13 protein-coding genes are annotated in these 13,278 nt (G+C 64.6%); 8 read left to right on the top strand and 5 right to left on the bottom strand.

Features of this window, described 5'->3' with window-relative positions; translation table 11 throughout:
- The 4 genes from BCL93_RS07975 to BCL93_RS07965 form a co-directional block, all read right to left on the bottom strand.
- Positions 1-230 (bottom strand): transposase family protein (locus BCL93_RS07975; RefSeq protein WP_146742470.1); only part of this gene is annotated, 230 nt, incomplete at its 3' end.
- Positions 231-273: 43 nt separating this feature from the next.
- Positions 274-417 carry a hypothetical protein gene (locus tag BCL93_RS17245; protein WP_181463058.1) on the bottom strand — a complete coding sequence of 48 codons (144 nt, stop codon included), beginning with the start codon at positions 415-417 and terminating at the stop codon, positions 274-276.
- Positions 418-549: 132 nt separating this feature from the next.
- Positions 550-981 (bottom strand): PAS domain S-box protein, encoded by a 432-nt coding sequence (locus BCL93_RS07970; RefSeq protein ID WP_112054740.1) that lies wholly within the window; start codon positions 979-981, stop codon positions 550-552.
- A 107-nt stretch (positions 982-1,088) separates the two neighbouring features.
- Positions 1,089-2,405: an MFS transporter gene (locus tag BCL93_RS07965; protein WP_112054739.1), complete on the bottom strand. Its 1,317-nt coding sequence runs from the start codon at positions 2,403-2,405 to the stop codon at positions 1,089-1,091.
- 86 nt (positions 2,406-2,491) lie between these two features.
- Between BCL93_RS07965 and BCL93_RS07960 the strand changes: the two genes are divergently transcribed.
- Positions 2,492-2,761: a SelT/SelW/SelH family protein gene (locus BCL93_RS07960; protein WP_112054738.1), complete on the top strand. Its 270-nt coding sequence runs from the start codon at positions 2,492-2,494 to the stop codon at positions 2,759-2,761.
- Between the two features lie 98 nt (positions 2,762-2,859).
- The gene (locus tag BCL93_RS07955; protein WP_112054737.1) at positions 2,860-3,750 is read left to right on the top strand and encodes a DMT family transporter; all 891 of its coding nucleotides are present in this window, start codon (positions 2,860-2,862) and stop codon (positions 3,748-3,750) included.
- Here BCL93_RS07955 and BCL93_RS07950 read toward each other — a convergent pair.
- The gene (locus BCL93_RS07950; protein WP_112054736.1) at positions 3,741-4,397 is read right to left on the bottom strand and encodes an arylesterase; all 657 of its coding nucleotides are present in this window, start codon (positions 4,395-4,397) and stop codon (positions 3,741-3,743) included. The two genes, BCL93_RS07955 and BCL93_RS07950, sit on opposite strands and share 10 nt — an antisense overlap.
- 307 nt (positions 4,398-4,704) lie before the next feature.
- Here BCL93_RS07950 and BCL93_RS07945 point away from each other — a divergent pair, with 307 nt between their 5' ends.
- The 6 genes from BCL93_RS07945 (at position 4,705) to BCL93_RS07920 (ending at position 13,188) form a co-directional block, all read left to right on the top strand.
- The gene (locus BCL93_RS07945) at positions 4,705-5,433 is read left to right on the top strand and encodes an ABC transporter ATP-binding protein (RefSeq protein WP_112054735.1); all 729 of its coding nucleotides are present in this window, start codon (positions 4,705-4,707) and stop codon (positions 5,431-5,433) included.
- Positions 5,433-8,060: an FtsX-like permease family protein gene (locus BCL93_RS07940; RefSeq protein WP_112054760.1), complete on the top strand. Its 2,628-nt coding sequence runs from the start codon at positions 5,433-5,435 to the stop codon at positions 8,058-8,060. The genes BCL93_RS07945 and BCL93_RS07940 overlap by 1 nt, the downstream gene beginning before the upstream one ends.
- A 111-nt stretch (positions 8,061-8,171) precedes the next feature.
- Positions 8,172-9,611, top strand: a complete 1,440-nt coding sequence (locus BCL93_RS07935) for a polyphosphate:AMP phosphotransferase (protein WP_112054734.1) — start codon at positions 8,172-8,174, stop codon at positions 9,609-9,611.
- A gap of 184 nt (positions 9,612-9,795) precedes the next feature.
- On the top strand, positions 9,796-11,061 hold the full coding sequence (gene glyA / locus BCL93_RS07930; RefSeq protein ID WP_112054733.1) for a serine hydroxymethyltransferase: 1,266 nt from the start codon (positions 9,796-9,798) through the stop codon (positions 11,059-11,061).
- Positions 11,062-11,268: 207 nt separating this feature from the next.
- Positions 11,269-12,057 (top strand): FadR/GntR family transcriptional regulator, encoded by a 789-nt coding sequence (locus tag BCL93_RS07925; RefSeq protein WP_112054732.1) that lies wholly within the window; start codon positions 11,269-11,271, stop codon positions 12,055-12,057.
- 81 nt (positions 12,058-12,138) lie between these two features.
- The gene (locus BCL93_RS07920; RefSeq protein ID WP_112054731.1) at positions 12,139-13,188 is read left to right on the top strand and encodes a TRAP transporter substrate-binding protein; all 1,050 of its coding nucleotides are present in this window, start codon (positions 12,139-12,141) and stop codon (positions 13,186-13,188) included.
- Positions 13,189-13,278 lie beyond the last annotated feature (90 nt).

The following is a 13,278-nucleotide window of genomic DNA, read 5'->3' as shown; positions in this document are numbered from 1 at the left end:
ACCCTGGCCAGGGTGTCATGGCTCGGCACGCCAGCCTCAAAATCACCGTACTGGCGGAGAAAGTCGAGCTTCGCGTGGCCAAAATCCTCTATCTCGTCCCAACCTTCAGCACCACATATCACCGCGCAGACCGTCAGGAACAAGATGTCCGACAGCTGATGCTGCACTTTCCAGGCCTGTCGGAAGTCGGGAACGATCGATAAATGGTGCATAAGAGACGGTGTCAGCATGAGTCATCCATGAGCAAAAGCTGCTAGATGACCACATTAGCTCCTACTGGTAAAGCGCCACGAGGCCCGTCGTAGCGCGGTTTTTCATGCGTTTTCCCTGGTCCATGAACGCGTCGACATCCCCATCATAGTTCACATCATCATTGGCATCGCCGGACGTGTCGTGTACTTGGTGTTTGCGGCTCATGCGATGTCCTCCCATGACCCCATGGTGAGATGGCTACGGATGCTCGCCTTGGGCGAGCATCGGGCAACGCGGGTGCGTTGCTGGCTATATAACGCCAGTTGCGGGTGAGGACAAGAGGGGGAAGGGAAAAAATTAGTCTTTGGCGCTACCCTTGACGCGTTCGAGCTCGGCGATGGCCTCGACTCGCTCAGTGACATCCTTCTGCACGCCAAGGTAGTAGGTAATGTCTTCCTGCTCGTCGTACATCGGCGTGATCGACAACTCGTTGTAGAAGAGGGTGCCGTCCTTCTTGTAGTTGCGCAGGATCTCGCGGCAGGGTCGGTCCTCGGTCAGAGCATCGCGTATGCGCGCGAGGCCGGGCTGATCGCGGTCGTCGTTCTGCAGGAAGCGGCAGTCACGGTAGAGGATCTCATCGGTGCTGTAGCCGGTCAGCCGTTCGAACCCCTGATTGACGTAAATCAGGATATGTTCTTCACCCTCGCGTTCGGCAACGACAATACCGTCCTCCGAGGCGTCGATGATGCGTTCCAGAAGCTCGGGGCTGATCATGGGCGGTCTTTTCATGCGAAGCGTTCCTGTCGCGACCCTATGGGGGTGGGTAGGCATGGCCTAGCCACGATGTATATTGCTCTATCATGGCTAGGCGGTTGCCAGATTTCAATGTGTTGCGATCACGCCTCGACCTCGGGCAGGCCCTGAGCGGTCAGCGCGGCGGCAAGCGCGCAGGCGGCGAGCAACCCAAGCAGCACGGCGCTGCCGAACCACTGCGCGAGCGCGCCGACCAGGCCGCCGACCAGCAGCATCAAAAAGCCGGTCAGCGTATTGGACAACGCCACATAAAGGGCGCGTCGATCGCTATCGGCGAGGTCCACCACGTAGGTCTTGCGACCCAGGCGCACCCCGGCATGGGCGATCACCAACAGCCCGTAGAGCAGGGCGTAGGGCCAGGGGGTCGCCGTCCAGGCGCCGGGAAGACCGCCCGCCAGTGCCGCCAGGGTGCAGCAAATGGCGGCAGCGAGGCCGGCGTCGCGCATCACACGACGACTGGAACTGTCGGCACGCTTGCCCCACACGGGGCTTGCCAGCATGCCGGCGAGCCCCGAGATGATGATCAGAAGGCCCAGGTCGCCGAGGTTCGAGCCGCTGCGTTGCTGAGCCAGCAGCGCGATGTAGGGCAGGGCCAGGGCGCTGGAGAGCAGTAGGGCGCGCGCCAGGTTGAAGCGCAGGAAGGCTGGGTCTTCGCGCAGTAGGTGCAGGCCCTGACGCACGCTGTCCCAGGCGTTCTCACCGCCTTCCACGGCCCCCGGCGCCTCTTCGATGAGGGCCGCGCACAGTGCGTTCAGGCCCCAGCCAAACGCCGCCACGCCCATCAGCACCGCCAAGGCCAGCTCGCTGGGACGGTCATCGAAGAACATCAGCACGATACCGGCGGCCAGGGTCACGCCGCCGGCGATGCTGCCGCTCCAACCCATCAGGATGCCGCGGCGCTGCTTGGCGATGGTCTTGCCCAGCACGTCCTTGGTGGCGATCGACGATAGGCCGCGAGCCAGTGACAGCGCGACCAATACCACCAGCACCAGGCTGCCGCCAAGGCCGCCCTGACCCAGCAGGGCGAGGGCGACTAGCAGCAGAGCGGCCACGGCCTGAATCAGCCCGCCGGCCACCCAGGTCCATTTGCGCTGCGCCTGGTGGCGTATGAAACCGGCCACGAACACCTGTGGCAGCAGGGCGCCAGCCTCGCGGATCGGGACCAGCAGACCCACCATCCACAGCGGTGCACCGATCGCGCCCATCAGCCAGGGCAGCACCAGGCGGGCACTGGACAGCTCGTCGGCCAGCTTGTTGCCGAGCGAGGCGAGCAGGTGGCGCAGGAAGTTCCTGGGTTGCACCTCGCAGGCGGAGTCGGGAATATCCTTACACATCCGGCTGTCGTCATCGCCGGTCAGCCACTCGTAGAGGCGGGTCTGTGAGATCTCGGTTGGTGGCATGCAGTGGGGCTCCCTGTGCGCGCATTCCAGCGGCCATGATGCCTCAGTTATGATGCCGGGCAAATGTCCAACAAGGAGAGGGCCCCATGGCAAGCGTGCGTATCCACTTCTGTACCCAGTGCCACTGGCTGCTGCGCGCCGGCTGGTATGCGCAGGAACTGCTGTCGACCTTCGGCGAAGACCTCGATGAGGTCGCGCTGGTGCCAAGCCACGGCGGGCACTTCGAGATCACCTTTGATGGCGAGCGACTTTGGGAGCGCAAGCGCGATGACGGCTTCCCTGACATCAAGCTGCTCAAGCAGCGGGTGCGGGATCGGCTTGACCCCTCGCGAGACCTGGGGCATCTGGACCGCTGATGGTTCTTAATGGATGGCTGATTGCTCTGCATCGCCGACCAGCCGTCAGCAACGCCGATGCTGCCCGCTCATGACACATCACACACGAGGGAGAGCGCATGACACAGGAACGTCACGCCATGCTGTGCGGCCTGGGCGCCGTGGGGCTCTGGTCCACGGTGGCAACGGCCTTCAAGGTCGCGCTTGGCGAAATGTCGCCGCTGGAACTGATGTGGATCGCTGCCCTGGTCTCCTGGGGGCTGATGGGCATTCTGGTATGGCGAAAGGGGCTCTTGCGCCAGGCGCTGGTGCAGGGCTGGCGCACCGCGCTGTGGGCCGGGCTGATGAACCCGGTGGCCTACTACCTGGTGCTGTTCGCTGCCTATGATCGACTGCCGGGGCAGGAGGCGATGGCGCTCAACTACACCTGGGCCCTGGCCATGGCCTTTCTCGCCGTGCCGATTCTCGGCCAGCGGCTGACCCGCATCGATATCCTCGCCGGCTTGATTGCCTATGCCGGTGTCTGGACCATCGCCACCCGCGGCGCAGTGCTCGACGTGGCCTTTGCCGACCCGCTGGGCGTGGGGCTGGCGCTGGCCTCGACTCTGCTCTGGGCGCTCTACTGGCTGCTCAATGCTCGCGATAGCCGCCCTCCGCTGGTCGCACAGTGGCAGAACTTCAGCGTTGGCCTGCCGGTGTTCACGGTGCTGATCGCGCTGGGACCGGGCTTCGAGTGGTATGGCTGGAAAGGCGTTAGCGCCGGCATCTATGTGGGGCTTTTCGAGATGGGCATCGCCTTCGTGCTCTGGCAACTGGCCGTGCGCGGCATTTCACGCACGGCCAAGGTGGCCAATCTGATCTTTCTGTCGCCGCCGGTTTCCCTGTTGCTGCTGCACCTGGTGGTCGGCGAGCCGATCCTGATCTCGACGCTGGCTGGCCTGGTTTTGATTCTAGGCGGCCTGGGCCTTCAGCAGTGGCAGAAGGCCGCCGAGCCGGCCCCTCAGGTCTGAGTGGATAGTGAGGTGGGTAGGGAGGTGGTTTGGGAAGTGATCTCTGACCCCGTCGCCGCCTGATCGAGCAGCGGCGCCAGGGTCGTCCATACATTTTCAAGGATCAGTGGCTGGGCCTCGGCGGTGGGGTGTAGGCCGTCGTCCTGCATCAGCCCATCTTCCAGAGCGACACCCTCGAGCAGGAAGGGCACCAGCGGCAGCTCATGGCGCTTGGCCAAGTCTTCAAAAACGCCAGTGAAGGCAGCCCGGTAGGCGTCGCCGTAATTGGGCGGAATATCGATGCCGAGCAGTACCACTTGGGCGCCGCTGGCCTGACTTTTCTCGATCATCGACTCGAGGTTGGTGCGCATCTGGCCAGGCGCCAGGCCGCGGAGGCCATCGTTGGCGCCCAGTTCCAATAGCACGATTTCAGGGGAATGCTGTCGTAACAGCTCAGGCAGGCGTGTGGCGCCGCCGGCGGAAGTCTCGCCGCTGATGCTGGCATTCACTACCCGGGCCTCGTCGTCGAGCCTTGCGGCCAGCAGACTGACCCAGCCGTCCTCTGGCCGCTCGAGGCCATAGGCGGCGCTCAAGCTATCGCCCATCACCAACAGGGTGGGGCGATCATCGGTGGCTGAGGGCGAGGCAGCCAGGGCGGGAGTAGCCATGACAAGAGCGGCCAGGCTCAGGCCAACTGTCAGTCCTGCGAGCGAACCTCGACGTATTGTCAGGGTGGGGGGCGCAGCGGGTTTCTTGACTGGAGCCACCCCCAGCAGGCACCGGCCGAACGTTTGCACCAGATGTCTTGCGTGTCGGGCGCACCGCGCACCCCAAGCGCCTGGCCCTACGCTCAGCCCGGCACGGGGCTCAGCCCTCGCCACCGCGCGTGGTTCAGCACTCAGCGCAGCTTTTCGCCCGGCGGGGCCTCTGGCACCGCGTTTCGACCTTCTTAGGCCAACAGGAAATCCAGTCACTATGTCCTCCACTACGTCCACCTCCTCGAATCATGATCTTGCGCCTATCCTACAGGCTCGCCAGCTCGGCAAGCAGGTCAGGAGTGGCGATCGGTCGCTGACCATTCTGAGTGATCTTTCGCTCACGGTGTTCCCCGGAGAAACGGTGGCGATCCTCGGCGAGAGCGGCGCCGGCAAGTCGACCCTGTTGGGATTACTGGCCGGACTCGATGCGCCAAGCAGCGGTGAACTTACCCTGTTTGGCGAGTCGCTGGCCGCGCTGGACGAGGACGGACGCGCCCAGCTGCGGGCCGGCCGGGTAGGGTTCGTGTTCCAGAACTTCCAGCTGCTGCCGACTCTCACCGCGCTTGAAAATGTGCTGCTGCCGCTGGAGCTGGCGCCTGCCGCCGACAACGATGCCCGGGCCCGCGACTGGTTGACGCGTGTAGGGCTTGGCGAGCGCCTCGACCACCTGCCCAAGCAGCTGTCCGGTGGCGAACAGCAACGGGTCGCCCTTGCCCGCGCCTTCGTCACCGGGGCCGAGCTGGTGTTCGCCGACGAGCCGACCGGCAATCTGGACCCGGCCACCGGCGAGCGCATCATCGAGCGGCTGTTCGCCCTCAACCGCGAAGCCGGCACTACCCTGATGCTGGTTACCCACGACCATGCGCTGGCGCGTCGCTGCGATCGCTGCCTGCGGCTCATCGACGGCCAGCTGGTGGACATGACCCGTGAGGAGGTGGGCGCATGATGGCAAGCGGTGACTCACGGCGCGATACCCGACGAGCCTCGGGCAACGGCCTGCACTGGCTGGGGCTCGCGGCCCACGGCCTCAAGCGGGATCTGCGCGCTGCCGACGTGAGGGCGCTGTTCGTGGCGCTGGCGCTGGCGGTGGCGGCCTCTACCATGATCGGTTTCTTTCTCGATCGTCTAGAACGCGGCCTGACCCGTCAGGCGGGGCAGATGCTGGGGGGAGACCTGGTACTCGAGCAGGGCGAGCCCTTCTCCAGCGAGCTCAAAAGCACGCTGCGAGAGGCCGGCATGAGCCTCTCGGATCAGGTTGATCTGGTGTCGATGATCAGCCGCGGCGAGCGCTTCCAGCCGGCGAGCCTCAAGGTGGTCGACAGTGCCTACCCGCTGTATGGCGCGTCACGGGTCGATGTGGGCAACGGCGTCGAGCCGCTGGCCCGCGGTCCCGCGCCGGGCGAGGCCTGGGTCGACCCCAGGCTCGAGTCGCTGATCGGTCTGAAGATTGGCGATGAGGTCAGAGTGGGGCGCGCCACCCTGACCGTGAGCGGTATCATCGAGCGCGAGGCCGACCAGTCCGGGGGCTTTTCGAGCTTCAATCCGCGGCTGATGATGCACGTCGATGACCTGGAGGCCACTGGCCTGGTGCAGCCGGGCTCGCGGATCGAGTACGAGATTCTCGCTGCCGGCCCGCCGGAGGCAGTGTCGAGTCTCGATGCCCGCCTTGAAGCGCTCAAGCGCGATGGCGTCGAGGTGCGGGATGTACGGGTCGATCGGCCGGGCCTGGGCCGCGCCCTGGAACGTGCCGAGAAGTACCTGGCACTGGCCGGCCTCGCCGCGGTGCTGCTGGCCGGGGTGGCGGTGGCCATGGCCACCCGGCGCTATGTGGATCGCCATCTGGACACCGCCGCGCTGCTGCGTTGCTTTGGCGCCTCCCAGCGCCAGCTCACCCGGCTGTTCGCCCTGCAGCTTGGCTGGCTGGCGCTGGCGGCATCGGTGTGCGGGGCCCTGCTGGGCTTGGCCGGTCAGGCGGGGCTTCTGGCGTTGCTGACCGCCTTCCTGCCGCTCGAACTGCCGCCGCCTGGCCCTCTGCCTCTGGCGCTCGGGGTGCTCACGGCGCTTGCCGTGCTGGTCGGCTTTGCCGGCCCGACGCTGCTGCGCCTGAAGCGGGTCAGTGCCCTCAAGGTGCTGCGGCGTGAACTCGACCCGCTGCCGGCCTCGGCCTGGCTGGTGGTGGCGATGGCGAGTCTGGTGTTCGGCGGTCTGATGTGGCTCTACTCCGGCGATCTTTGGCTGTCTGCGGCACTGCTCGTCGGGGGGCTGGTGATGCTGGTCATCCTGGGTGGGGTCGGCACGCTGCTGCTAAGCGGGGTACTGCGCCTGGCCGCGCTGCTGCCCCAGGGCACGCATGCCTCCTCACCGACCCGGGCACTGCGGCTCGGCGCCCGTCAGCTCGGCCGCCGTCGTCAGGCGAGTCTCGGTCAGCTACTGGCCTTTGCGGTGACGTTTGCGGCGATGGCGATGATCGGCCTGGTGCGCGGCGATCTGCTCACCGCCTGGCAGGACCAACTGCCCGAGGATACGCCCAACTACTTCGCCATCAACATCCAGCCCCAGGAGCGTGAGGCCTTCGTCGAGACCCTGGCCGGGGCGGTAGACGATCGCACCGCGCTCTATCCGATGGTGCGCGGGCGCATCACCGCGCTCAACGGCCAACCGCCCCTGGAGGCCGTGCCCGAAAGCGGCCGGGGCAGCAATGCCCTGCGGCGCGAACTCAATCTGACCTGGCGCGACACCCTGCCAGAGGGCAACCGCCTGGTGGCGGGGGAGTGGTTCGGGACGGTCGCCGGAGCATCGTTCGGTGATGCACCGGGTGCTGGCGACGGGGCGGGCACGGCACCGTCCGAGAAGGTCGTGCCGATATCGCTGGAGGCTGAACTGGCCGACCGTCTTGGCCTGTCGCTTGGCGACACCATGAGCTTCACCATTGGCGCCGACACGCTGACCGGGCGTATCACCAGCCTTCGCGATCTCGATTGGGACAGCTTCCGTCCCAACTTCTATGTGATCTTCCCTCCTGGCGTGCTGGAGCGCTTCGGCCACACTTATATCACCGCCTTCCACTTGGGCGATGCCCAGAGCCCGCTGCCCGGCCAGATCGTCAAGAATTTCCCGGCAGTGTCACTGCTCAACGTCGAAGCGATCCTCGGCCAGGTGCGCGAGCTGTTGACTCAGGTCACCCGCTCGGTGGAGCTGGTGCTTGGCTTCGTGCTATTGGCCGGCATCAGTGTGCTCTATGCGGCGCTGATCGCCAGCCGTCCGCTGCGTGCCCATGAGAGTGGTCTGCTGCGGGTCTTCGGTGCCGGGGACCGCTTGATATCCCGGGTGCAGGGGGCCGAGTTTGCCATTCTAGGCCTGGCGAGTGGTCTGATGGGCGCGTTGCTCGCCGAGCTTGCCGCCGCAGGGATCTATGCCGGCTGGCTGGATCTTGCCCCGCGCCTGCACCCCTGGCTGTGGATAGGGCTGCCGCTGGGTGGCGCCCTGCTGGTCGGGGTGATCGGTCATGGTCTGTCGCGCAGCCTGCGCCGCCAGACCCCCATGGCGAGCCTTGGCCTGCTCGGCGAGGCGTGAGGCAGGACCCATGTGGCAATCCGCAGTCGTCCGGCAGTCCCGGTACTGGTAAAGAACTGGCAAGGGACAACCAGGCCAGATGGATAGAAACACACGGATGAAGGCCGACAGATGAAGACAGAAACACTGCGCTATCAGCTGCTGGAAGCCCAGCTGGAGATGGCCAAGCGCGAGAACCGGGCCGTGGTGCTGATGCTCAGCGGCCAGGCGGCGAGCTATATGCATCCCATGCTCAACATGCTCAATCACTGGCTGGAGAACCGCCGTACAGAGGTGCATGCCCTGGAGCCCAGCAGCGAGGATGCCAAGCGGCCGGCACTGTGGCGCTACTGGCGGCGTATTCCGGCCCGCGGCACTACCGGTATCTTCGTCCATGGCTGGTATGGCGATGCACTCTTCGCCCGCGCCGAGCGGCGCATCGGCGCGGGCGCTTTCGAGGATCGCCTGGCGATGATTCGCGATTTCGAGGCCGAACTCGCCGCCGAGAACGTGGCGCTGGTCAAGATCTGGCTGGACATCGACCGAAAAGCTCAAGGCGAGCGCCTGACCGCCATGCAGGAGGATCCGAGTCGGGCATGGCAGCTCGATCCCGCTGACTGGCAGCGCCATCTCCAGCATCCGCTGATCAAGGCACTCGGCAAGCCGCTACGCGAGACCACCCATACCGACTGGGCGCCCTGGCACTGCATTTCCGGTGACGATCCACAAGACTTGATCCATCAGGTGGCCGAGCGGCTGCTCGACACCGCGAACCAGCCGACGGTCGACCCCGAGGCGCCCTGGGCAAGCTGTCACCTGGCGCCGCCGGCCAAGGATGCACCTTCGGTGACCAAGGCTTATCCCGACCATCAGTCGGCCGGGCGCCTGGACAAGGACAACTATCAGCAGCGGCTGGTCGAGCAGCAGGCGCGGCTGTCGCATAACAGCCGCGAGGCGGCCCGACGCGGCATTCCGGTGGTGCTGGTCTTCGAGGGCCATGATGCCGCCGGCAAGGGCGGCAGTATTCACCGGGTGACCTCGGCGCTGGATGCGCGGCACTATCGCGTGCACAGTATCGCTGCGCCTACCGATGAGGAACGTCTCCACCCCTGGGCGTGGCGTTTCTGGCGACGGCTACCCGGCGATGGGCGCTTCGCGATCTTCGATCGCTCCTGGTACGGGCGAGTGCTGGTCGAGCGGGTGGAAGGCTTTGCCGCCCCGGCTCAATGGCGACGCGCCTATGGCGAGATTCGCCATTTCGAGAAACGCTTGCTCGAGCACGGCACGGTGCTTGGCAAGTTCTTCCTGTCGATCAGCAAGGATGAGCAGCTCAAGCGTTTCGAGGCGCGAGCTAACACCCCTCGCAAGCAATACAAGCTGACCGAGGAAGACTGGCGTAACCGCGCTCGCTGGGATGACTACGAGGTCGCCATCAATGAGATGTTCGCCCAGACCCACCGCACGCATGCCCCCTGGTCGTTGATCACTTGTGATGACAAGCGCCAGGCGCGTCTCGAGGTGATCGAGCGGGTCAATGGGTTGCTTGAGCGTCGCCTGGACGGCGATATCTGAGGCCGGCCGATAGGGGCGCGTCGCCTGGCCGTCTTCTCTGTGCGGCTCACCTTGGCTTTAGCGTGACTAAAGCCAAGGTGAGAAATTATCGAGCACGGGATGACCGGCTTTCATGTGAAAGGCGCCCTTGGCTGCGGTATTATGACGGCATCGTTTCACCCCCCTAGCTCGAGGACCAACGACGATGTTCAGCCGTGACATGCAGATTGCCGGATTCGATGATGCTCTGCTTGAGGCGATGCAGAAGGAAACTGCTCGCCAGGAAGCGCATATCGAACTGATCGCTTCCGAAAACTACGCCAGCCCGCGAGTGATGGAAGCGCAGGGCTCGCAGCTGACCAACAAGTATGCGGAAGGCTATCCGGGCAAGCGCTACTACGGCGGCTGCGAGTATGTCGACATCGTCGAGCAGTTGGCCATCGATTACGCCAAGGAGCTGTTCGGGGCAAGCTATGCCAACGTTCAGCCGCACTCCGGCTCCCAGGCCAACGGCGCAGTCTTCCAAGCGTTGGTCAAGCCGGGTGATACCATCCTCGGCATGAGCCTCGACGCCGGTGGTCACCTGACTCACGGTGCCAAGCCGAACTTCTCGGGCAAGCACTACGAAGCCATCCAGTACGGTCTCGACGACAGCGGCCTGATCGATTACGAGGAGGTCGCGCGCCTGGCGCGCGAGCACAAGCCGAAGATGATCATCGCCGGCTTCTCCGCCTATTCCCAGATCATCGACTGGGCCAAGTTCCGCGAGATCGCGGACGAAGTGGGCGCCTACCTGTTGGTCGATATGGCCCACGTGGCTGGCCTGGTCGCCGCCGGTGTCTACCCGACGCCGCTGCCGCATGCCCACGTGGTTACCACCACCACCCACAAGACCCTGCGCGGCCCGCGCGGCGGCCTGATCCTGTCCGCCGAAGGCAATGCCGATATCGAGAAGAAGCTGCAGTCTGCCGTCTTCCCGGGCGGCCAGGGTGGCCCGCTCGAGCACGTCATCGCCGCCAAAGCGATCTGCTTCAAGGAAGCCATGGAGCCGGGCTTCAAGGCCTACCAGCAACAGGTGGTCAAGAACGCCCAGGTCATGGCCAAGGTCTTCATCGAGCGCGGCTTCGACATCGTGTCCGGCGGCACCGAGGATCACCTTTTCCTGCTGTCGCTGATCAAGCAGGGCCTGACCGGCAAGGACGCGGACGCCGCTCTGGGCCGTGCCCATATCACCGTCAACAAGAACGCCGTGCCGGGCGACCCGCAGAGCCCGTTCGTCACGTCCGGCCTGCGCATCGGCACGCCGGCTGTCACTACCCGCGGCTTTGGTGAGACCGAATGCCGTGATCTAGCCACTTGGATCTGTGACATCCTAGACGCCATGGTCAGCGGTGATTCCAGCGCCGTCGAATCCGAGGTTCAGGCCAAGGTCGAAGCGGTTTGCGCCCGTTTCCCGGTCTATCGCGACTGAGCCTGATTCCGACCGCCTGATTTCCTGGCGGTACATGACAACGCCCCGGCCACACTGGCTGGGGCGTTTTTTTGTGGCTGCGAGTCGCTTCTGGGCGATTCCGATGTTGAAAACGCGACCATGGTCTAAAGGCGCTATGTCCGTTGTTGGTTGATCCTATGTCAGACATAGCGATTCAACAAACAGACACGCCGGGCAGGTTCCCTCATGGGCCAAGCACCTTCCACTACAAGCAGTCGCGCCACGCGGCCGGATATCGCCGAACAGCTGGCCGAGGCCATCTTCGGCGGTGTCTATGCGCCGGGCGACTTCGTGCCCAAGGAGCTCGACCTCTGCGCGACCTATGGCGTGAGCCGCAGTACCGTGCGCAGCGCTCTGCAGTCTCTGGTCGCCGCCGGCATGATCAAGCGCATCTCGGGGCAGGGTAGTCGCGTCCAGGAGCTGGCGCAGTGGCATCTGCTGGATCCAAGGGTCAGCGACTGGATGGCGCGGTTCGCCCAGCCGAACCCGCGCATCCGTCAGGAGATTTTCGCTTTCCGGGTAGCGGTGGAGCCTTTCGTGGCTCGCCTGGCAGCGGAGCATGCCACTGCCGCCGATCTGAACGAGATCGAGACCGCTTATCTGGGCATGATCAAGGCGCTGGAGTCGCCCGACCATTGCCATCAGGACGTCAGTCATGACGATCACGACGTGGCCTTCCATGAAGCGATCTTCGCGGCCACACACAACCTGCTGTGGTCTCAGATCAGCCATGTGCTCAAGCCGGCGATTGCGCTACTGGTCGAGACCTCGAACCACAGCGCCGACGAGTTGCAGGACAGCATGGAACGCCATCGTCAACTGATGGAGGCCATTCGTCTGCGTCGCCCCGAAGAGGCCGAGCAGGCCGCTCTGCGCGTTCTCGAACGCACCGGGCTGGATCTGGGCATCGATAGCATCTTTGCCACGCCGCTTTCTCATTTGCGCCTTCCGGGTGCATTGCCGCCCGCGTCATGACGATGTGATCGGGCCGTCCGCGGTGCCTTCGCGTACCGGTAACAACAACCTCACTCTCAACCGATGACGAGGAAACGCACCATGAAAAACGTCACGCCTATCAAGTCTTCCGCTCTCAAGCCTTTCGCCCTCAAGGCCCTGACGGCGGCCGTGCTCGGCTCCATGGCTTTCGGCGCCCAGGCGGCAGAATACGAATGGACCTTCCAGACCTCGGAGACCTCCGGTGAGCCGCAGTTCGAGCTCAAGAAGGCCTGGGCCGAGAACGTCAACACCATGTCCGGCGGTCGTATCGAGATCGAGATTCTGCCGGTCAACGCCGTGGTCGGCGCCACCGAAACCCTGCAGGCGGTGAGCGCCAACATCCTCCAGGGCCACATGACCGACCCGAGCTACTTCTCCGGTCAGAACCCGGCCTTCGGCATGATGGGCAATCTGGTGGGCGCCTGGGGCGACCCGGTGGAGTTTCTTGACTACATGAATTACGCCGGCGGCGAGGACATCTACAACGAGTTGGCCGAGCCCTACGGTGTGCACCTGATTGGTGCGGCCGCCACTGGCCTCGAGGCACTGCCTTCCAAGCGCCCGATTCGCTCCGTCGAGGACCTCGAGGGTCTCAAGCTGCGTGCGCCTCAGGGGATGGTATACAACATCTTCGAGAAGGCCGGCGCCACGCCGGTCAACCTGCCGGGGTCCGAGGTCTATACCGCTCTCGAGAAGGGCGTGATCGACGCCGCCGACTACACGGTCTTTGCCACCAACTACGACCAGGGTCTCTACGAGTTCGCGCCTTATCCGAACTATCCGGGCTTCCACTCGCTGCCGATGGTGGCGATTTCGCTCAACAAGGATATCTGGGACGGCCTGCCGGCTGACCTGAAGGCCATCCTCGAGACCTCCGTCGACAGCATGTCCTATGAAATGGTGGCCATGCTCAAGGCGCGGGATCTCGCGGCGGTGAAGAAGGTGAACGAGGATCCGAACATCGAGATCATCGACATGCCGGCCGAAGAGCGTGCCAAGTTCCGCAATATCGCCAAGGAAGAGTGGGCGGTCTGGGCCGAGAAGAACGAGATCACCCAGAAGTACTACGACTCCGTGGTCAGCTATCTGCAGGACCATAACCTGATGTAACCCGCCCGGGGCCGGGACCTGGGTTCCGGCCCTGCGTCGACGGCACCGTCACCGAGCGCCCGGTGGTGGTGCCGTCGTCCCTGTTTATTT

This window comes from Onishia taeanensis (assembly GCF_003268885.1).
Classification (GTDB): Bacteria; Pseudomonadota; Gammaproteobacteria; order Pseudomonadales; family Halomonadaceae; genus Onishia; species Onishia taeanensis_A.
The sequence above is the reverse complement of the archived record's forward strand: the minus strand, read 5'-3'. Positions and strand labels throughout refer to the sequence as shown.

Bases quoted from the DNA above. Each gene is read 5' to 3' on its own strand.
- BCL93_RS07955 (WP_112054737.1), top strand. From the start codon at position 2,860: ATGACACAGGAACGTCACGCCATGCTGTGCGGCCTGGGCGCCGTGGGG.
- BCL93_RS07970 (WP_112054740.1), bottom strand. From the start codon at position 981: ATGAAAAGACCGCCCATGATCAGCCCCGAGCTTCTGGAACGCATCATC.
- glyA (WP_112054733.1), top strand. From the start codon at position 9,796: ATGTTCAGCCGTGACATGCAGATTGCCGGATTCGATGATGCTCTGCTT.
- BCL93_RS07920 (WP_112054731.1), top strand. From the start codon at position 12,139: ATGAAAAACGTCACGCCTATCAAGTCTTCCGCTCTCAAGCCTTTCGCC.
- BCL93_RS07925 (WP_112054732.1), top strand. From the start codon at position 11,269: ATGGGCCAAGCACCTTCCACTACAAGCAGTCGCGCCACGCGGCCGGAT.
- BCL93_RS17245 (WP_181463058.1), bottom strand. From the start codon at position 417: ATGAGCCGCAAACACCAAGTACACGACACGTCCGGCGATGCCAATGAT.
- BCL93_RS07965 (WP_112054739.1), bottom strand. From the start codon at position 2,405: ATGCCACCAACCGAGATCTCACAGACCCGCCTCTACGAGTGGCTGACC.
- BCL93_RS07940 (WP_112054760.1), top strand. From the start codon at position 5,433: ATGGCAAGCGGTGACTCACGGCGCGATACCCGACGAGCCTCGGGCAAC.
- BCL93_RS07945 (WP_112054735.1), top strand. From the start codon at position 4,705: ATGTCCTCCACTACGTCCACCTCCTCGAATCATGATCTTGCGCCTATC.
- BCL93_RS07935 (WP_112054734.1), top strand. From the start codon at position 8,172: ATGAAGACAGAAACACTGCGCTATCAGCTGCTGGAAGCCCAGCTGGAG.
- BCL93_RS07960 (WP_112054738.1), top strand. From the start codon at position 2,492: ATGGCAAGCGTGCGTATCCACTTCTGTACCCAGTGCCACTGGCTGCTG.
- BCL93_RS07950 (WP_112054736.1), bottom strand. From the start codon at position 4,397: ATGGCTACTCCCGCCCTGGCTGCCTCGCCCTCAGCCACCGATGATCGC.